This window comes from Cryobacterium sp. TMS1-13-1, assembly GCF_004403125.1.
GTDB classification, from domain to species: domain Bacteria; phylum Actinomycetota; class Actinomycetes; order Actinomycetales; family Microbacteriaceae; genus Cryobacterium; species Cryobacterium levicorallinum.
The window spans coordinates 62,621-82,544 of record NZ_SOGX01000018.1; the positions used below are offsets into that span (position 1 = coordinate 62,621).

The 19,924-nt window shown below is 60.9% G+C and carries 16 protein-coding genes; 8 read left to right on the forward strand and 8 right to left on the reverse strand.

Features of this window, described 5'->3' with window-relative positions:
• Position 1: 1 nt before the first annotated feature.
• Both E3T31_RS15330 and E3T31_RS15335 read right to left on the reverse strand, forming a co-directional pair.
• Positions 2 to 2,059: a hypothetical protein gene (locus tag E3T31_RS15330; protein ID WP_206750325.1), complete on the reverse strand. Its 2,058-nt coding sequence runs from the start codon at positions 2,057 to 2,059 to the stop codon at positions 2 to 4.
• A 205-nt stretch (positions 2,060 to 2,264) separates the two neighbouring features.
• Positions 2,265 to 5,171 carry a glycosyltransferase gene (locus tag E3T31_RS15335; protein ID WP_166788531.1) on the reverse strand — a complete coding sequence of 969 codons (2,907 nt, stop codon included), beginning with the start codon at positions 5,169 to 5,171 and terminating at the stop codon, positions 2,265 to 2,267.
• 223 nt (positions 5,172 to 5,394) lie between these two features.
• Between E3T31_RS15335 and E3T31_RS15340 the strand changes: the two genes are divergently transcribed.
• The 4 genes from E3T31_RS15340 to E3T31_RS15355 are packed head-to-tail and all read left to right on the forward strand — an operon-like array spanning position 5,395 to position 10,413.
• Positions 5,395 to 6,306, forward strand: a complete 912-nt coding sequence (locus E3T31_RS15340) for an ABC transporter permease (RefSeq protein WP_134469979.1) — start codon at positions 5,395 to 5,397, stop codon at positions 6,304 to 6,306.
• A complete protein-coding gene (locus tag E3T31_RS15345) occupies positions 6,306 to 7,529 on the forward strand; it encodes an ABC transporter ATP-binding protein (RefSeq protein ID WP_134469981.1) in 1,224 nt (407 codons plus the stop codon). Before E3T31_RS15340 ends, E3T31_RS15345 begins: the two co-directional genes overlap by 1 nt.
• An 11-nt stretch (positions 7,530 to 7,540) precedes the next feature.
• Complete coding sequence (locus E3T31_RS15350; protein ID WP_134469983.1) at positions 7,541 to 8,440, forward strand: glycosyltransferase family 2 protein; 900 nt, start codon at positions 7,541 to 7,543, stop codon at positions 8,438 to 8,440.
• Entirely contained in the window at positions 8,437 to 10,413 is a 1,977-nt protein-coding gene (locus E3T31_RS15355) for a glycosyltransferase family 2 protein (protein WP_241978036.1), read from the forward strand. Before E3T31_RS15350 ends, E3T31_RS15355 begins: the two co-directional genes overlap by 4 nt.
• A gap of 107 nt (positions 10,414 to 10,520) precedes the next feature.
• Here E3T31_RS15355 and E3T31_RS15360 read toward each other — a convergent pair whose 3' ends face one another.
• The 3 genes from E3T31_RS15360 to E3T31_RS15370 are packed head-to-tail and all read right to left on the reverse strand — an operon-like array spanning position 10,521 to position 13,086.
• Positions 10,521 to 11,555, reverse strand: a complete 1,035-nt coding sequence (locus E3T31_RS15360) for an acyltransferase family protein (RefSeq protein ID WP_166788532.1) — start codon at positions 11,553 to 11,555, stop codon at positions 10,521 to 10,523.
• Between the two features lie 56 nt (positions 11,556 to 11,611).
• On the reverse strand, positions 11,612 to 12,472 hold the full coding sequence (gene rfbA, locus E3T31_RS15365; RefSeq protein WP_134469987.1) for a glucose-1-phosphate thymidylyltransferase RfbA: 861 nt from the start codon (positions 12,470 to 12,472) through the stop codon (positions 11,612 to 11,614).
• Positions 12,473 to 12,477: 5 nt separating this feature from the next.
• Entirely contained in the window at positions 12,478 to 13,086 is a 609-nt protein-coding gene (locus E3T31_RS15370) for a dTDP-4-dehydrorhamnose 3,5-epimerase family protein (RefSeq protein ID WP_134469989.1), read from the reverse strand.
• Between the two features lie 72 nt (positions 13,087 to 13,158).
• Here E3T31_RS15370 and rfbB point away from each other — a divergent pair, with 72 nt between their 5' ends.
• The 4 genes from rfbB to E3T31_RS15390 are packed head-to-tail and all read left to right on the forward strand — an operon-like array spanning position 13,159 to position 16,551.
• Positions 13,159 to 14,145: a dTDP-glucose 4,6-dehydratase gene (gene rfbB, locus E3T31_RS15375; RefSeq protein ID WP_134469991.1), complete on the forward strand. Its 987-nt coding sequence runs from the start codon at positions 13,159 to 13,161 to the stop codon at positions 14,143 to 14,145.
• 1 nt (position 14,146) lies between these two features.
• Positions 14,147 to 15,001: a dTDP-4-dehydrorhamnose reductase gene (gene rfbD, locus E3T31_RS15380; RefSeq protein WP_134469993.1), complete on the forward strand. Its 855-nt coding sequence runs from the start codon at positions 14,147 to 14,149 to the stop codon at positions 14,999 to 15,001.
• Entirely contained in the window at positions 14,998 to 16,140 is a 1,143-nt protein-coding gene (locus E3T31_RS15385) for a glycosyltransferase family 1 protein (protein WP_134469995.1), read from the forward strand. Before rfbD ends, E3T31_RS15385 begins: the two co-directional genes overlap by 4 nt.
• Positions 16,141 to 16,170: 30 nt before the next feature.
• The gene (locus E3T31_RS15390) at positions 16,171 to 16,551 is read left to right on the forward strand and encodes a GtrA family protein (protein WP_241978037.1); all 381 of its coding nucleotides are present in this window, start codon (positions 16,171 to 16,173) and stop codon (positions 16,549 to 16,551) included.
• 190 nt (positions 16,552 to 16,741) lie between these two features.
• On the opposite strand, the gene E3T31_RS15395 is transcribed toward E3T31_RS15390, so the two are convergent.
• From E3T31_RS15395 to E3T31_RS15405, 3 genes are all read right to left on the reverse strand, one after another.
• Entirely contained in the window at positions 16,742 to 18,052 is a 1,311-nt protein-coding gene (locus E3T31_RS15395) for an LCP family protein (protein ID WP_134470165.1), read from the reverse strand.
• A 50-nt stretch (positions 18,053 to 18,102) separates the two neighbouring features.
• Positions 18,103 to 18,570, reverse strand: a complete 468-nt coding sequence (gene purE, locus E3T31_RS15400; protein WP_092452378.1) for a 5-(carboxyamino)imidazole ribonucleotide mutase — start codon at positions 18,568 to 18,570, stop codon at positions 18,103 to 18,105.
• Positions 18,571 to 18,683: 113 nt separating this feature from the next.
• Positions 18,684 to 19,820: a 5-(carboxyamino)imidazole ribonucleotide synthase gene (locus E3T31_RS15405; RefSeq protein ID WP_134469998.1), complete on the reverse strand. Its 1,137-nt coding sequence runs from the start codon at positions 19,818 to 19,820 to the stop codon at positions 18,684 to 18,686.
• Positions 19,821 to 19,924 lie beyond the last annotated feature (104 nt).

Consider the following 19,924-nt stretch of genomic DNA (forward strand, 5'->3'; position numbering starts at 1 on the left):
CCTACTTCAGCACGGTTTTGCACCCCATATCTTGGTTGGCACCCGCTCCAACGCTGATCGAATACAGGCAAATTTGGTTGGACCCGCGATCGAGTGTGACAGGAATGCTAAACCCGTGTTCCGGCCCGAAGGCCGGGAAAGCGTTGCTGACATCTCCCCTCGCCGCATCTGCCGTAAAGCTCCCGCCCCACTGACCATTGAAATAGACGTGGACGTCGACCGGCAACGTTGTGTCGGGATCGATCGACCAGCCAGAAATCGTCGTCGTACCATCGGAACCGGTGAGAGCAGACTCAAAGTTTCCGAATGGTGAACCACTCGGGTTGTAGACCTGCGAACAGCCCAGGCTCGAGTTGTAGCCCTGCTGCACATTGATTCCATAAAGGCAGACCTTGCTGGTGCCTCCGGGCACGGGAAGGTTCGCGCTGAAGCCATGGGTATCCCCGTAGCCGGGATATGCGCGGCCGACGTCAGCCCGGGAGACGTTTGCTGTGAAACTTCCGCCCCACTGGCCGTTCACGTAGGCGTGCACGTCAATTGAAGCCGGAGAATCCGGGTCTAGTGCCCATCCATTGAGGGTAGCGCGACCCGCAGAAGCGGTGGCCGATTCGATGTTCCCTATCGGCGGTCCGCTGCCCGTCGAAACGCTCTTGCACTCAATCAGCTTGTTGTCACCGCCGCCGATGTTGATTCCGTAGACACAGATATTGCTCGTCCCAACTCCGACATTGACGTTTGCCGAAAATCCGTGATTTGAGCCATACCCCGGGTAGGCGCGCCCCACGTCAGCGCGAACACCGTCCGCCGGGAATGCCCCGCCCCACGCACCATTGACGTAAGCATGGACGGTCGTTGAGGCCGGGGAGTCAGGATCAATGACCCAACCGGAAAGGACGACGTTGCCCCCGCCCAGAGTGGCCGAATCGAGCGAGCCCAAGGGAGATCCAGTCGGCGTTGTGACTGTCTCGCAGGCCAGAAGTTGATTGCTTCCGGCTCCAACGTTAATGGCATACAAGCAGGCTTCAACAGATCCCGCACCCACGGCCAACGGCACAGAGAAGGCAAATCCATGATTGCTGCCGTAACTCGGATAGGCCTGTGCAATGTCTTGGCGCGGAACTGACGCGTCGAATGCCCCACCCCATTGGCCGTTGAGGTATAGGTGAACGGCAATGGGTCCCGGGATCTCGGGGTCGAAGGCCCAACCCCTGAATGTTGCTGAGGCGACCGACGCTGTGGCGATCTCAACGTTTCCGACGGGCGATAGCGAGTGGCCGGTTGTAGGACCGAACCAGTCAGTGTACTGCTGCCAGAAGTTTCTATTCCCGTAGGAACTGCACTGGTCACCAGTCCCCTTCAAGTTTGCCAGCGCGGCCGCGTTGGGCTGATAGGGCGTGTAGAGGTACAGGTTTGCCGTGGCCTGGTTCTCAATCGTGACGTTGGAGCCACCACACGCGGGATTGGGATTGTTCTGAATGTAGACCGTTCCAATGCGGTACGCCCGCGTGCCACCTCCCGGAATGTTGACCGGGTACTCGGTGTATTGACGAAATTGCCAGGCCGACTTGTACGTCTGGTTGAAGAACCCAAAGAAATTGGCGTCACAATTTGCACTGTAGTTGGGCCCTGAGTCCGGGCACCCCCAACCCATTGCTCTCTGGTACCCGTACGCGCTCGGGCGGGTGACCAGGGATTGCTCTTTTTGGAGAAGCACCAGAAGTGCCTTGGGATTTATTTGGCACGCCGCCGCTACCTTCGCAATAATCCTGCTTGCGCGTTCATTCGTTCCACCGGAATAGGCCTTACAGTGCGTACCTCCTACGGCGGCGACCGTTGGCGTGGACTGCGTGAAGTCCTTCAAGCAAGGAACGCCGTTGAGGGGAGTGCACGGCTGACTTTGCAGGAAAGTTTGAATCTGGCTCTCGGTCAAGGCGCCTGAATCGAAGAAGTTCTGATCGGAAATAATATTTCCGGCTTGAAAATCCGCCCCGGAGAGAGCAGTAGCGCTCTGGGGTGTCTGCGCTACTTGCAACAGTGAACTCACGACGAAGACACTCACAATCGCTGCAATCGACCGTCGAAGCATTTTTGTCCGCATTGTGTGCCTAACTTGCCGTTCATGGAGATTGCGGACTCGCAACGATCAGTTCAAGTTCACACGACAAGAGGAAACGTTAACGGCACACAGTTTATTAACAGTAACCCTACTTGTCCCAGAAATCGGATGGGAAAAAATCAAGTTACCTTTCCTCCTGGAAAATTCCCTACAAGCCGGGGTTCGCCATGTAGCCGTGGATATTATCCAGCGCCGCATTCCAGTCCGAGTGACCGGACGCAATTGTCGACAACGCACGGGCTGAGAGTTCCGTACGTAGCTGCTTGTCTCGAACCAGGGTGTCGAGTTTCTCCACCAGGTCGTCCAAGGTCCTCATCGTCAAGAGGGAGTTCTCTCCATTCGTGAAGAGCCAGTCGAACCACGCGCTGTCGGGCGCCACCATCGGCACACCACTGCTCATCAGCTCCAGCGGGAGATAGGACGGGTGCCGGGAAATCTGCATGGTCAGGCCAATATCGGTTTCCCGATACAGCCGGCCGGTCGCTCGGTAGTCGAGCAGGCCCAGGTCGATGAAGTCGGCGCTCGCGGGTAGATAGCGCGCGCCGGCCGCGACGATTCGAACATCGTCGCCGTGGATTCGCTTGATCTCTGTCAGAGCGCTGTAAACGAGCTCCCAGCAGTTCCGAAAGTGATCGCGTGCATAGGCAAAAATCGTGACAGGTTCATTTGCGGACTTCTCGCGACGCCCTTCAGCGTGATAAATGGACTGATCGACTGCTGGCGTGAAGTAGGTCGCTTGTCCGCCGTACATGCCCGTGTAGATACTGTGCATGCTGACGGTGTTGCAGATTCCATACAGACCGAGCCGGTAGCTTTCCTCTGCCATCGCGAACAGAGTGCTCGCCGGGTAGAAAGCGGGCTCATAGTCCTGCATGAGGTAGAACTTGCGTTTGACGTCAGGGGATTTGGCCACGTGGATGGCGGTGAGCCAGAGGGTCGCCACTGCTGCGTCCGCTCCGGGTATCGCAGCGATCTGTTCGTCGGAACCGTCATAAAACGAGATCTCCGAGTCTGCGAGGTCCGGGAATGCCGCTGTCAGGGCAGAGGCCACGAAGGCTCGATTAGGTGCGGCCAGTACGACGAACCGATTCTGAATTCCCTGATCTCGAGCGAGCTTGGCCGCGAGCCGAAATGCAGTGTTCAAACCACCGAAGAACGGCATGTCGATGTCAGGAATGAACCAGTTGATCGTCTTGATGTCGAGTTCACCGGAGAAGTCTTTGTGAAGTTGATGAACGGCCGCGACCTCCTCCGCCGAAATCGAAGCCGTGCCCAGCAGGGCCGACGCTTCCTCGGAGATCGATGAGCTCTGCGCGTGCTTGATGAACGAACGACCGAGAACTTCTAAGGCCAACTTGATGGGATCCTCGTCCCTGGGGTCCTTAAACCGAGGCACGGGACTCAGCCGAGAGACGTTCGGCGACATATATGGGTCTCCCCCCTGCAGCCACGGGTGGTACCGCCAGTAGCTGGCGTAGAAGTCCTCGGCGGGCACCGAGGTTCCCCTCGTGAGCGACTCGAAGTGGCGGACGGTGTCAAAGGGAACGACAACATTTCGTCGTCCACGAATGATCTGGTCGAGACCCAGTACGACATCGCTTCCGCAGAGGATGAAGGCTTCGTCCAGTCCCCCGACGTCTTCGAAGTCGGTTCGACGAATCGCAACACAGGCACCGGTCACGGCCAGCGCATCGCGGTACCAGGACGTGCGGCCGATTAGCGTGTCGGAGTCTGGTTTCATGCTCGCGAAAATATTGTCTGCGAAGCCACCCGGGCCGATCATGACGCCGCCGTGCTGAATCAGACCATCAGCTTGGCGGTGCTGGACGCCGACCGTGCCTACACCGTCGCGCAGCAGGAGCCCGACCATCTCTTTCAACCACAGGGCATCAACGATCTCCGTGTCGTCGTTGAGCATGACAACGATCTCGCCGTTTGTTTCCCGAACGGCAGCGTTGTTGACCCGCGAGTAGTTGAAGGGCGCCTCGGTCCACCACTGCACGGCGAGATTAAGATCCGCGGACTGTTCGCGATACCAGGCCGCGTTGTCTTCGCTTTCACCGCCATTGTCCACGATGCGCACATCGAAGCCCGGGTAGTCCGTGCGAGCAAGACTCGGTAGGAGCCTTCCCAAATTAGAGCGCGAGTGGCGTGTGGGAATCACAATCGATACGGTCGGCCACCTCGTCGGTTCAAAGAGCACGCGCACGACGCCGCCGACAGCCGTCGCCGTCGCTCCTTCACCCTGGTGGTTGAGAACCCGCTGGACCATCTCCGCATCCGATGTCGCGGCACGGCGTTGTGGGGCCTGCGGTTCCGTCAGGAGCACGTGCGATAGGTTGCCGGCCGTGCGTTCCGTTGTCTGCGACGAGAGCAGCAACTCCCAGATGCCCCGATCATTCAGTAACACGCCCGCAGTGGCGGGAAGCGCTGACGCCTTGATGGCAAAGGAGCGGTCAATGTAGTTTGCCCCGAGGAGTACGTCCGGGGACCATTGGGGCCGGAAATGCGGATCAACCGGACCGAGGTGCCCGCGCACATCGGAGTCGAAGACAACCAGCTCCAAGGCGGGGTCAATGCGATGCTTCTTCGCCACCTCGGCGAGGGCGTGCGGAGAGAGCTCAGACCCGGCGCGCAGAAATAGGACAAAGTCCTCGTCTACAGCGCAAAGGATCTCGCTGAGCGCCGATCCGGATCGCAGAGCCGCAATACGACCGGACGCACCAATCTGGGCAGCGATGCTGTCTCGGGTGCGTTTGACATCCCCCACCGCCCCTGCAGCCGCTACCTCGACGATGACAGCGAACGAAGTCTTGGTGGCACTTCCTTCGGCTCCGGCACCGTGCACCTCGTTCAGCTTTCGCCAAGCCCGGTAATCGAGTTCGGATGTTCGGGAGGCACTCGCAGCGCGCACAAAGTTGGCTCGAGCATTTCGAGAGAAGGTTCCAGCATCCTTGATGCTGTAATACGTCGCCGCAGCAAAGAGGCGCGGACCAGAGTTGAGGGGAAGTGCCTTGCGCACACCACCCGCGATTTTTGATTTCCAAGCGCTCATACAGTCAAGTCTCCATGCCAGTGCCATTCGGTGCACAAACGGGTCTAAGTTCCACCGGATGTCGATCTCAGCGGATTCTGCGTTCAACCATAGCTGAGGCCCCTGAGCGCCCAAAGTCCCTGCCGCGACGCGCGAACCCGGTCAGCGATGAGATCAGTGCTGTATTGTCTCTCACGGCAGCAAGTCGTCCTTTGCCGAGCCCCCATCATTACTGGAGAACTACATGACCGGCCCTCAAACGTCTTCACCCGAGCGCAAAGCCCGGCTCGAGCAGATGGCTTGGCTGGACGTTGGAACGCGGAGCACTCTCGTTCACGGGACCGTTGCGTCCGTTCGGGACATTTGGTCACACCGCGAATTGCTCGGCATGCTTACTCGCCGCGAACTCAAAGCCCGGTACAAAGACAGCGCCCTGGGTTTCATGTGGAGTCTTGCCCGGCCGCTGACACAGCTTCTGATCTACTACGTAGTCGTCGGGAAATTTCTGGGTGCAGCCCGCTCCATCGATAATTTTGCTATCTACATCTTTGCCGGCCTTACGATTTACACCTTGTTCAGTGAGATAGTTTCGACCGGAACCGGCGCTATCATCGCCAACGCGGGACTCGTGAAGAAGGTGTATCTCCCGCGCGAAATCTTCCCGCTGGCGACGATCGGTTCCTCACTCTTCAACTTCATGATTCAGCTGGGAATTTTGCTCGTCGTTTCTGTTTTCGCAGGAACGCTCCAGTTCGGCCCGAACTTGCTCTTCGGCGCAGCTGCACTCGTGCTCGTTCTTGTCTATGCCGGTGCGCTGGCAATCCTCCTTTCCGCGTACAACGTGTATCTGCGCGACGTCGCCTATCTCGTTGACGTGATTATTTTGCTGCTCATGTGGGCTTCACCCATCGTCTATTCGTGGATCTTCGTCAAGGCCGCTATCCCCGCATGGGCACTCGAGATTTACATGAACAATCCGGTGACCCTAGCGGTGCTCGGCTTCCAAGAGGCGTTCTGGACCGAGGCCAGCGGAGGCGATACACCCGGCTTCCTCGCTGGACGCATGCTAATCGCAGGCGTCATCGGGCTGATCTTCCTACTTTTCGCTCAGCGTGCTTTCAGCAAGCTTCAGGGCAACTTCGCGCAGGAGCTTTAATGACCATGACCACCGCGGCCGTTGTGCCGATCGTCAGAGTAAACGACGTCTCGAAGCGTTTCGTTATCAGGAAAGATAACAGCATTAAGGAACGCATCCTCAATGTAGGACGAGGCGCCAAGTTCAAAGAAGACTTCTTTGCCCTCAAGCACGTAGATCTGGAAATTGAGGCCGGTACTACGATCGGTTTGATCGGACCGAATGGGTCGGGCAAGAGCACGCTTCTCAAAGCTATCGGCGGGATAATACAACCGACCACGGGGAGCGTCCAGAGACGAGGCCAGATGGCCGCACTCTTGGAGCTGGGCGCCGGTTTCCACCCTGACCTGACCGGTCGGGAGAACGTATATCTGAATGCCTCGATTATGGGTCTTTCACGTCGGCAAACAGAAACGCATTTCGAAGAAATCCTAGAGTTCTCTGGCATCGGTGAATTCATCGACACTCAGGTGAAATTTTACTCGAGCGGCATGTACGTTCGACTTGCTTTTGCCGTCGCCGTTCACGTCGACCCGGACTTACTCCTCGTCGATGAAGTGTTGGCGGTCGGCGATGAGGCGTTTCAGAAGAAGTGCCTCGACAAAATCCGCGCCTTCCAAGCCGAGGGACGAACCATTGTTCTGGTAAGTCATACGCTCAGCCAGATCACCAGCATGTGCAGTCGTGCGATCGTGCTGGCGAAGGGGAGCGTCGTCTTTGACGGCGATCCGTTCGACGCTGTTTCCGTATTGCGTTCGGGCTTCGCCACCTCCATTGAACTGGATTCCTTGAAGGACGACCGGCTGAAAGCGGCCATGGCCAACGTAGAGCTTGGACGTATCAAGGGCGCAAGGGTAACGAATAGCGCGGGCGAGCAGCGACCCACTTTCGACACCGGCGATGACATCGTCGTTGAGGTAGAGATTGAGGCACCGAAACGCCTCGCGTCCTGGAGTGTTGGGCTACACATCAACAATCCTCTCGGCCAGCTGGTAACGGGAGCAACCTCCACGAGCCTCGACGTAGGGCTGGGCGAACTCCTTGGAACCTGCGTAGCTCGATTTACCCTGCCACATGCACCATTCGGTTCGGGTGAATACGGCGTCACCGTCGCCCTCATGGGAACGCAGGGGCAAGAAATCGCGCGCGTCACTGATGCGGCGTCGTTCAGCGTGAATAACCACGGCGGCACCTGGGGGCCATTACGCACGGACATGACCTTTGAAGCTATAGCGGGCGTGTAGCCACAACAGTTATGACCGATACGAATTCGATGCCCCCCGGCTCCACTGAATCCCGAGTTGCCGTGATCACCGTGAGTTACGGCTCTGAAGGCGTGCTCACGCCATTCTTCGAAACGTTGAGGGAAGCGTCGAACCAAGACATCATCACCGTTCTCGCCGATAACAAAGCATACGTTGACTCACCGGTGGAAGAGATCGTCCATCTATTTGGAGCGAAGTACCTCGCTATGCCGTCGAACGCCGGATACGGCGGCGCTATCAATGCGGCCGCACGAACTTTGCCGGCATCTGTCGAATGGATTCTGATTTGCAATCCCGACGTCACCTTTAGCAAGAACGCACTCGACTTGTTGGTAGTTGCGGGAGATTCTGATCCGCTTATCGGTGCAGTCGGCCCAGCGATCCTGACCGCGCTTGGCGAGGTGTATCCATCCGCGCGATCTATCCCTTCACTGCGAAATGGAATCGGACACGCCCTCCTGGCCGACATCTGGAAGTCGAACCCGTGGAGCGCCGCTTATAAGAATGACGCTCAAATGACGTCACCTCGAGCGAACGTCGGCTGGCTATCCGGCGCTTGCCTCCTAGTGAGGCGTTCGGCCTTCACCGCAATAGGCGGGTTTGACGAAGACTTCTTCATGTACTTCGAAGACGTCGATCTCGGGTATCGACTCAGCAAGCTTGGTCTTAATAATGTCTACCAGCCAGCGGCTTTGGTCACACACTCAGGCGCGCACTCTACGGCCACCGAGGCGACCACCATGCTTACCGCCCACCACAAAAGCGCCAAACGTTTTCTTGCAAAGCGCTACCCAGGCGTTGTCTTATGGCCAGTACGAACAATTCTTTCCCTCGGTCTAGACATTCGCGCGCTGGTTGTCAATCGAGTGAGTAGGAGAGAACGGACATGAAGCTTGTTCTGACCGTGATGGTACGTGATGAGGCGGACATCATCGAGGCAATGATCCAGCATCACTTGGCACAAGGTGTTGATCTGATAATCGCGACCGATAATGGTTCCGTCGACGGCACGCGGGAAATCCTTGAAACACACCGAAGCGCGGGCCACCTAGTGCTGCACGACGATCCCGTTCACATGAAACAGCAGCATTCGACGGTGACGAGCATGGCTCGTGAGGCATACGCAGACCACCAGGCAGACTGGGTAATCAATGCCGACGCTGATGAGTTCTGGGTGCCCGTGAATGACGCCATCACCCTTCACGAAGCGCTCTCGCACATACCCAAGTCGATTCAATCGTTCTTGGCTCCTGTCACGGATATGACAGGCCTGGCGGCGGCCTCGGGGTCACAGTTCGGGCGCCTGCATTTGAGGGATCATCGATCTGAGCGGGAAATCATGAGGACCGGGCTCCTGGCACATTCCACGCCGAATGCCGTGCATGTCGGATACGCAGAGATTGAAGTTGCTCAAGGCAACCATTTCGTAAATCTGGCTAGTAGCGGCGAACCTGCCCCCGAGTGGGCTATCGAGGTGCTCCATCTTCCTTGGCGATCATGGGAGCAATACCGCCGCAAAGTGGACAATGCGGGACGCGCTTACGAAGCAAATCCGAAGCTGAACCCTAGCCCCAATCACCACGGAATGAGGGATTACCGTCGACTCAAAGAAGATGTGCTTCTCCCGTTCTACCTTCTGCGCCATCCGACCCCGGACCAAGTCGAAGTCGGGTTGGCGGACGGCACCTACGAGGTCGATGACCGGCTATCCGCCCTCGAAGTCTTCTCCTCAACAGATGTCATGTTTGAACCTGAGTTCGAGAATTGGAACAGACGCCTCGGCGCGTCCATCGCGTTGGGCGAGGAGCAGCTGCGTGCCGCAACTCAGAAGATCGAGGATCTGCAGTCCACGGCATCCGAGGACGCGAAGCTCCGCGCTGAACTCGAGCAGGCGCTGCTTGATCGCGACAGCCAGATACTTATCCAGGAAGACACTCAGGCGGTTCTTGAAGAGCTCATAAATCGGTTCAGAGCGCGCCGAATCGTGCGTTTGGTCGACGGAATCGCAGAAAACAAAGGCCAAATCAGCACCGCAGCCGCCGTGCCGCGAAGAGTCCTGACGCGTATTCGTGCAGAATCGGTTCGCCTCAGCGACCTGGGGCACAACGCAATGCGTCTGCGCGAGGTCAATCGCCTGCTCAAGCGAGGACTCCCGCTAGCAACAACAAATGGCACTATCGCGTCGACCGCATTGCCCATCGTCATGTGTCTGTGGAACCGCTCCCAGCGCATCGATACAATGCTCGAGAGTTTTGCTCGGCAGGCCACGAAACGCAACCTCCGCGTCATCCTGTGGAATAACGCCCCAGAAGATGCGGAACATTACCGTATACGTGTGCACGAATTTCAACTCAGTGGAGCCCTCGACTCCATCGAATTGCACTCCAACCCGATCAACATCGGCGGGATGGCACGGTTCGTCGTCGCCAGAACATTGTGGGAGCAGGGGGTGCGCGGTCCCTTCATCATGGTGGATGACGACCAGGACCTGAGTGAGACATTCGTTGAAGACTCACTGGCCGGCTACGAGGCACACTCCATCAATTCCTGGTGGGCCTTTCGCAACCACGGTTCGCACTGGAATCGCTCCGAGCTGGAACCCGGCGATACTGCCGACTATGGAGGCACGGGCGGCGCAGCCGTCGACCTGGCAATTGTTGAAGATCTTGCCTTTTTCACGATTCCGGTTCGGTATTTCATGCTCGAGGACCAGTGGATGTCCCACTACGCGCACACGCACGGCTGGACGATTCGCAAGTCCTCCGCACAAATCACCGCGGTGCTCGAGGAGACGAATCAGTACCATGCTCTGCGGGAGCTCAAGGACGAGTTCTTCACCTATCTGCACCCTGGTGTCTGCTGACGCGCCTTCTACCTCGCAAGGACACTCGGTGGACCAACAGATAATCGCCCAAGCTGAGTTCTGCGCACGGCAGCATCGACTGTCGCGATCTCAAGTATTTTGCGAGGTCAGTGGGACGCATTTCCCGACGACTTACCTGGACTAGTCGTATATTGTTCACGAAAATGCTCCGAAGCTGCGCTCTTCCTGGCCCTCCTTGACGCATCCTTCTTCGTGCCAACGAGTAGCGCTGAAAGGGGCGTCAATGTCAACAGCATGGCCACTGTCCACGGCAGGACAACTGCGGCGAGAAGCGTCCACTTCGGCATGACGTCGTGGGTCCTAAAGGCCCAAATCACGACTGGATGAGCCAGCACTACGGCGATACCAACTACGCCAAGACGAATGGCCAGTTTAGAGACGTGTGTGCCCAGCGGAAAGCGTCGAGCAATCAGGATCATTCCTGTTCCCGCGGCCACGGCGATCGCCACGCCGACTCCCGGAGTGCCAAACAATCCAACTTTCAGGTCGACAAATTGCTGCGGAATAGAGGCAATGGCAACTCCGGCTGAAAATACGAGCAGTATTCCGATGACCAGCGGATTGGTCAACCGTGGCTCAATAACCTGCAGCAAGCGGCCCGCGAGAACGAAAGCAAGGCACGGAACAGCCAAACCAATTCCGAACGGCATCCCCGCCAGGAACTCTCCATCGAAGTAGGCGAGGCCGAGACCACCTATTGCCACCACGATCTGCAGGCTGTTGGGTACACGCTCTATCGCTCGATAGAGCACGACCGTAAAGAAGAGCACAGACACAAACCAAAAGGTACCAAACGGACCCTGCGCGTGTGATCCGCCCATTAGAGCTGGCAGAAGTGAATTCAGAGTAGCCCGACCAGACAAGGCAGTAATCGCCAGGAAAACTGCAGACACTACGACGAACCATCCCGCGTAAGGGACCACAAGAGATCGAGCTCGGATCCGAATATCGCTCACCCAGGCACGGCCGGGGGTCCAGAAATAGCCGGTCAGGATGAAAAAGAGCGGTACGTGCCAAGCGTAAATCCACTGGTGTGTGAGCGGTCCGGTGTATACGTGAGCAAAGATGACGGACGCGATGCTGGCGACTCGAAGGGCGTCGATTCCCGCAGATCGTTTCAACGATACTCGTGAGGATCGCGGCTGAATCAATGAACCTTCCCCTCAGTCTGACGCGGCTATTCGACCAGGCCGGCGAGGTAGCGTCCGTAGCCGCTCTTGAGGAGTGGCGCGGCGAGTACCGCGAGTTGCGCATCCGATATCCAACCCGCACGCCAGGCGATCTCCTCAATGCAACCGACCTTGAAGCCTTGGCGGTCTTCAATGACCCGCACGTATTCTGAAGCCTGCATCATTGACTCAAACGTGCCTGTGTCCAGCCACGCCGTACCGCGATCAAGAACCTGGACGTGCAGGGTGCCCTTGTCCAGGTAGCGCTCGTTGATCGTGCTGATCTCCAGCTCGCCGCGCGCACTCGGTTCGATGGTCTTGGCGATCTCGACGACCGAGTTGTCGTAGAAATAAAGACCGGGCACGGCGTAATTGCTTTTGGGCTTCGTCGGCTTCTCCTCGATGGAGATTGCCGTCATCGACTCATCAAATTCCACGACACCATAGGACGTGGGATTGCTGACGTGGTACGCGAAGATTCGCGCACCCTCGATCTCGGCATTTCCGCGCAGGGACGCGCCAAGCCCGGCGCCGTGGAAGATATTGTCGCCGAGCACCAGAGCAACGCTGTGATCGCCAATGAACTCTTCACCGATGATAAACGCCTGAGCCAAGCCGTCCGGCGAGGCCTGGACGGCATACTCGATGCGGATACCGAGATCAGATCCGTCGCCGAGCAACGCACGGAACTGTTCATTGTATTCGGGCGTGGTGATGATGAGAATCTCTTTGATGTCAGCCATCATCAGCGTGGACAAGGGGTAATAGATCATCGGCTTGTCGTAGATGGGCATGAGCTGCTTGGAGATGCCCTTGGTGATCGGCCACAGGCGCGTGCCCGAGCCGCCGGCGAGAATGATTCCGCGCATAAGTGTTAGTTCCTGTCGTTCAAGGTGGCGTAGTAGGCGCGGGCGGCGTCCCAGGTGGGGAGCAGGCCGGCGGCAGCGGCGGCTGCGAGAGTGGGGGCATCCGTGTCTTTGGGAGACAGCAGCAGTTCACCGGCTTCGGGCGGAAAGACCAGGCCGACCTCCTGGTCGAGCGGGTTGATGCCGTGTTCGCGCCCCGGGCTGAAGGTGCTGTTCACGAGATAGCTCACGGTGGCGTTGTCGGTGAGCGCGACGAAGCAGTGGCCGAGACCCTCGGCGATGTAGACCGCGCGCCGGTCGGTGTCGTCGAGGAGCACGCTGTCCCACTGACCGAACGTGGGTGAGCCGACGCGAATGTCGATGATGTAGTCGAGCACGGCGCCGTGCACCGCGGTGACGTATTTCGCCTGGCTGGGCGGGACATCCGCAAAGTGGATGCCGCGCACCGAACCACGCTTTGACACGGAAGTGTTCGCTTGAGCGAGGTCGAGCTTGTGCCCGACTCTCTCTTCGAGCTTGTCAAACCGGTACCACTCGAGAAAGACTCCCCGGTCGTCACCGAACTGCTTGGGCGTGATCTCGTAGGAATCGGGGATAGAGAGTTCGCGAATCTGCACGTTCGGAGTCTACCAATGGGCGTCCGGTAGAATCGCGGAGGCCATTGAAGCGAACGGAACGGTTACTCCTATATGAAGATCCTCGTCACCGGCGGCGCCGGTTTTATCGGCTCCAACTTTGTTCGACGCACGATTGAAGACAAGTACCCGGGCCTCGAAGGCGCCGAGGTTGTCGTGCTCGACGCACTGACCTACTCGGGCAACCTCGAAAACCTCGCCCCGATCGCCGACTCGCCCCGCTACTCCTTTGTGCACGGCGACATTCGCGACGGCAAACTTCTCGACACACTCTTTCCCGGGCTCGATGCGGTCGTGCACTTCGCCGCCGAAAGCCACGTGGACCGCTCGGTGATGGACTCGACCATCTTCGTGGAGACCAACGTGCTGGGCACCCAGCAGCTGCTCGACGCGGCTCTCCGCCACAAGCTGGCCCGGTTCGTGCACGTCTCCACCGACGAGGTCTACGGCTCGATCGCCGAAGGTTCCTGGAACGAGGAGCGGGCGCTGGAGCCCAACTCCCCCTACAGCGCGTCGAAGGCGGGCAGTGACCTGCTCGCCCGCAGCTACCACCGCACGCACGGCCTCAACGTGTCGATCACGCGCTGCTCGAACAACTACGGCCCGTACCACTTTCCCGAAAAGGTCATTCCGCTGTTCGTCAGCAACCTGATCGATGACCTGCATGTTCCTCTCTACGGCGAGGGCAACAACATTCGCGACTGGCTTCACGTTGACGACCACACCCGGGCGATCGCCATGGTGCTCGTCGGCGGTCGCGCCGGCGAAATCTACAACATCGGCGGCGGCACCGAACTCACCAACAAGGAGCTCACCCAGCTGCTGCTCGACTCGACCGGCAAGGACTGGTCATACGTCGACCGCGTCGCCGACCGCCTCGGCCACGACCTGCGCTACTCGGTCGACATCTCAAAGATTCAGGCCGAGCTCGGCTACGCGCCCGAGGTTCCGTTTGAGCAGGGACTCGCCGACGTCGTGCAGTGGTACCGAGACAACCGCCAGTGGTGGGAACCGCTCAAGGCTCGGGCGGCGCTGAAGTAGCATGGCCCGTTATCTGATCACCGGGGCCACCGGCATGCTGGGGCGCGACCTGCAGACGGCGTTGGCCGGTCGCGAGGTGACGGCGCTCTGCCGGAGCGACCTCGATGTGACCGATTTGGCTGCGGTCACGGCCGCCGTCGCCGGGCACGACGTCATCATCAATTGCGCCGCGTACACCAAGGTCGACGACGCCGAAACAAACGAAGACGCGGCCTACGCCGTGAACGCGGTGGGGCCGCGCAATCTCGCGCTGGCAGCATCCGCTTTGCGGGCGAAGCTCGTGCAGATCTCGACGGACTACGTGTTCGACGGGAGTGCGACCACGCCGTACGCGGAGAACACGCCGCACCGCCCGATCTCAGCCTATGGTCGCACCAAGGCCGCCGGTGAAGACTTCGTACTCTCCGAGAACGGCGCCCGCAGCTACATCGTGCGCACGGCCTGGCTGTACGGCAAGAACGGTCCGAACTTCGCCAAGACCATGCTCAAGGCTGCCGGCACGCGCGACACGCTGAACGTCGTCAACGACCAGGTCGGCCAGCCCACCTGGACGGTCGACCTCGCCGCGCAGATCGTGCTGCTGCTCGACTCCGACGCGCCCGCCGGCATCTACCACGGCACGAACTCCGGGGTGGCGTCGAAGTTCGACCAGGCCCGCGACGTGTTCGCCCTGGCCGGACTTGACCCGGAACGCGTGCTGCCGACCGACAGCTCGGCCTTCGTGCTGCCGGCGCCCAGGCCCGCGTACTCGGTGCTCGGCCACGCCAACTGGGCGGCCGCCGGGCTCGAGCCGATGCGCAGCTGGCAGTCGGCCCAGGCCGAAGCTTTCGCCGCGGGAGTCTTCGAGACAGCATGATCACTCTGCGGGTAGTCGTCGACCAGATGGTCGCGCCGGTTCCGGGCGGCGTCGGGCTCTACACCGAGGAACTCACCCGCGCGCTAATTGCGACCGCTCCGGCCGAATGCGCGGTGGAGGGCATCGTCTCGTCCTCACCGCCCGCACAGTATGAACTCATTGAGGCCGCGCTGCCCGGTCTGGCGAGCCTGTTCAAGACGACGCTGGCCCGCCGCGAGCTGGCCACGGCCTGGGCGCTTGGCGTGACCGCGTCGTCGGGCACTGGCCTGATTCATGCGCCGGGATTACTGGCCCCGCTGCGCCGCCACGATCGGGCCGTAGACGGCACCCAGATTGCGGTGACCCTGCACGACGTGCTGGCCTGGACGCATCCGTCATCGTTGACGCCGACAACCGTGGCCTGGACCAAGAGCATGCTCAAGCGCGCCCGCAAGCACGCCGACGCCATTGTCGTGCCGAGCCACGCCGTGGCGAACCAGCTGACCGAGATCATGGACCTCGGTGACCGGGTGCGCGTGATCGGCGGCGCCGTGGGTCGGGGGCTCGTGCTGCCGGCCATTCCCCTCGTGGAAGAGCGCCTACAGGCGCTGGGCCTGCCGTCGCAGTACATTCTGACCTCGGGGTCGCTCGACCCGCGCAAGGCGGTCACGGCGCTGATCACGGCGCTCGGTCTGCCGGGCGCGCCGGACCTGCCGCTGATCGTGCTCGGCCCGGACACCTGGGGCGAGCTCGACCTGGCCTCGGTCGCCGATGAAGCCGGGCTCGAGCCGGGACGCGTTCGCGCGCTGTCGGGGCTGAGCGACTCCGACCTGGCCGTTGTTATTGCCCGGGCCAGCGTGTTTGTGCATCCGAGCCTGGAAGAAGGCTTCGCCCTGCCGATCATTGAGGCGTTCCATCTCGGCACCCCGGTCGTGCACTCCGACGCCCCAGCACTGCTCGAAGCGGCCGGAGACGCCGGCGTCGCAGTGGAGCGATCGAACGCGAAGGAATATCCCTCGCGGCTCGTCGACGCGGTGAACCGGGTGCTCGGCGACAGCGTGCTGCGGGGACGCATGAGCGTCTTCGGTCAGGACCGCTCGCGGGCGTTCAGCTGGCGGGACTCGGCCGAGCGCGTCTGGCAGCTGCACGCGGATCTGTAGGCCATGGGGAGCTTTCTACAGGACCAGCGTGTGCGGTTTCTCGCGGTCGGCGCGACAAATACGCTCGTCGGGTACTTGGTCTTCTCGGCATTCACACTCTGGGTCTTCGCGGATGTCTACCTCGGCTATCTGCTGAGCCTCGCTCTCTCGTACGTGGTTGGCATTTCCCTGGCCTTCGTGCTGTACCGACGATTCGTGTTTGTGGTGCGTGGCCACGTGCTGCGGGACTTTGTCCGGTTCGTCAGCGTCTACCTGGTGGCGATCGGTATCAACGCGGCTGCGCTGCCGCTGCTTGTTGAGGTACTGCTGGTACCGCCGTTGCTGGCCCAGCTGGTCATTCTCGTGGCGACGACTCTGCTGAGCTTCTTCGGGCACAAGAAGTTCTCGTTTCGGCGCAGTGGGGCGGAGTAGGCGGCGGCGCGGGGCGGCTTGACTCGCTGGGCGGCATCCGCTTGCGCGCTGCGCGGGAGATGCGTCGCTGCGCGGGAGGCGCAACTGGGGCGCAGCGGCGCAAGTCCAGCGCGACGCGTTGCGCTGGAGTTCTGGCCAGGAAGTAACTCCCGCGCACTGGCGCAGGTTCATCGCGACGCGCGGGGCTGGACTACGGGGCGGGCGTGGCGGTGGGCGAGGGGGCCAGGGCTGCGGCGATCATTGCGGTGATGGCGACGTAGTCGGGGTTCTCGGGGTCGACGCCGTTTTCGGGGATCAGGGGCACCGACACGACCGGCAGCTCCTTGGTCTTGGCGGCCAGGTTCACGAAGTAGCCGAGCATTCCCTGCGGCACGTCCGTTTTCACGACGCGGGTGCCGGCGGCGGCCACTCCCTGAAACTTGGTGAGCACGTTGGCGGGGCTGGCCTGCGCGAGGAGGGCTTCCTGCATCTGGGTCTGGCGTTGCATGCGGTCGTAGTCGCTCGTGCCGTGGCGGGAGCGGGCGTACCAGAGGGCGTGGTAGCCGTCCATGTGCTGCAGGCCCGGCTCAAACCAGAACAACACTTCGCTGAATGTCTCGTCGGTGTGTACCGGCACCCGGTTTTGCACGTCGATGTCAACGCCACCGAGGGCGTCGATGAGGTCGGAGAACCCCTGCATGTCGATGAGCACGAAGTACTGAATCGTCAGACCGGTGATTCCTTGCGCCGCCTCGAGGGTGGCCTGAATACCCGGGGAGCTGCCTTCGGCCACCGCGTTCGGGTAATACTCGGGGCGTTTGAGCTCGGCTTCGGTGAAAATGGAGTTAAGCATGCACGCCGACACGTCGCATCCGTCAATCGAACCGTATCCCTCGGGGTACAGCGCGCCAAGGGAGGAACCGGCCGAGAACGGCACGTCCTCGAGGTTGCGCGGCAGGCTGATGGTCGTGGCCTGGCCGGTCGTGGCGTCGATGCTGACCACGGAGAGGCTGTCGGGGCGCAGGCCGTCCCGGTCGGCGCCAGCGTCCCCGCCGAGCAGCAGGATGTTGTAGCGGCCATTGACCGGCGGTTCACTCGGACCGGCGACGAAGACGGAGGAGAGGAATCCGCTCGCCGAGGTTGCGACGAAGGCGCCATAGCCAGCCGTGCCGCAAACGACGACCATGAGGGCTGCGGAGAAGGCGGCGATCAGCGGGCGGGCGCCGGGCGCGGCTTTCAGCAGGTTGATCAGGCTGAGGGTGTTGACGGTGAGCACGAGCCAGGTGAGCGCGTAGAACGCGAGCACTGCGGCGGCGGCCCAGAGGCCGATCGTGCTCGTGAACACCGTGAGCACGGCCTCGGGCCAGAACAGGTAGACAGCCCCGGCGACGATTGCCGAGGCCACCAGGATGAGCGTGGCGCCGAGGCCGAACCGGCCGAGTCGTCGATTGCCGGCGAGTACCTGCGCCGAACCGGGCAGAACGAAATTGAGTACGACCAACCACCACGCACGCGTCGTCATGATGCGCGTGGAGCCGGAATTCGGGTGCCGGATCGGGTCAGTCACACTGCTCATAATCGCTCTTGGAGGTCCCGGTTCTTCTGCTCGACCAGGTCGGCGAGTGCGACGGAATAGTCTTCGAGCTTTACGCGCAGCGCGTCATCGCTCGTGGCGAGAATCTTGATCGCGATGAGCGCGGCGTTCTTGGCCCCGCCGATCGACACGGTCGCGACCGGCACGCCGGCCGGCATCTGCACGATCGACAGCAGCGAGTCGAGGCCGTCGAGCAGTCCGAGCGGAACAGGAACCCCGACCACGGGCAGCGTGGTCATGGCGGCGAGCATACCGGGCAGGTGCGCTGCTCCTCCGGCTCCAGCGATGATCACCTTGAGGCCACGGGCCTGCGCGTTGCGGCCATAGTCGAGCATCTTCTCGGGGGTGCGGTGCGCAGAGACGACCTGCACCTCGTGCGCCACCCCGAAGTCCTTGAGGGTCTGCGCGGCGGCACTCATGACGGTGAAGTCGGAGTCGCTGCCCATGACCAGGCCGACGAGCGGCGCGCTGGAGTTCACGGGCACACTGTTAATGGGCACAGCGTTTATGGGCACAGCGGAAGGCTCGATGTTGTCTGGCACGCAGATGATCCTATTGCTCAAGACTGCAAGATTTGTGCAGTGGCACGCGCCTGGTAGGCAACTTCGTCGAGATCGTCGCCGCCCGCGGTGACGTGGCCGACCTTTCGGCCAGGCCGTGACGCCTTCCCGTAGTTGTGAACTTTCACCAGCGGATGCGCCGCGAGGGCGCTCTGATACCGGTCACCGAGCGAGCCTTCCGAGGGCCCGCCGAAGATGTTGACCATGACCGTCCACGGGTCGCGGGCGCCCGTCGCCCCGAGCGGCAGGTCGAGCACGGCCCGCAGGTGCTGCTCGAACTGGCTCGTCGTGCTGCCGTCAATCGACCAGTGGCCGCTGTTGTGCGGACGCATGGCGAGCTCGTTAATGAGGAGGCGCTCATCCGTGGTCTGAAACAGTTCGACGGCGAGCACCCCGGTGACGCCGATGCCTTCGGCCACGGCGACGGCGATATCGGTGGCGACGTCGGCGAGGCGGCCTGCAGACTGCGGCGCCGGCGCGATCACCTCGGCGCAGACACCGTCTTTCTGCACGGTCTCCACCACCGGCCAGACCGCGATCTCACCGCTCGGGCGGCGCGCGACAACCTGGGCGAGTTCCCGGCTGAAGTGCACGAGCTCTTCGACCAGCAGGGCGCCGCCGTTGCCGTCCTCGGCGAGCGCCAGAAACCAGTCGTCAACGTCGTGTTCGTGGCTGACGACGCGCACGCCCTTGCCGTCGTAGCCGCCGCGGGCGGTCTTCACAACGGCGCGGCCGCCGTGCGCCTGCAGAAATTCGGCGAGGCCGGCGGTATCTGTTATGCGCGCCCAATCGGGTACGGGCAGGCCCAGCTCGGCCAGCTTCTCGCGCATGAGCAGTTTGTCTTGCGCGTACAGCAGCGCGTCGGGGCCGGGATGCACTTTGACGCCGGCGCTGACGAGCTCGCGCAGAATCTCCTGCGGTACGTGCTCGTGGTCAAAGGTGATCACGTCGACGGTCTTCGCGAAGGCCAGCACCGTGGGCAGGTCGCGGTAGTCGCCGACGCTGACGGCGGCCAGGTCGGCGGACATACCGTCGGCCTCGGCGAGTACCTTGAGGTCGATGCCGAGGTTCACGGCCGCGGGAATCATCATGCGGGCCAGCTGGCCCGCGCCAATCACACCGACGGTCAAAGCCATCTGTTCACCATTTTCTATGCAAGCGTTCAGCTAAACGCACGTTAATACTCAGCCCGGAGAATTCCGCACGCCGTAGACTGCGAGACTTCAATGCATTCCTAGTG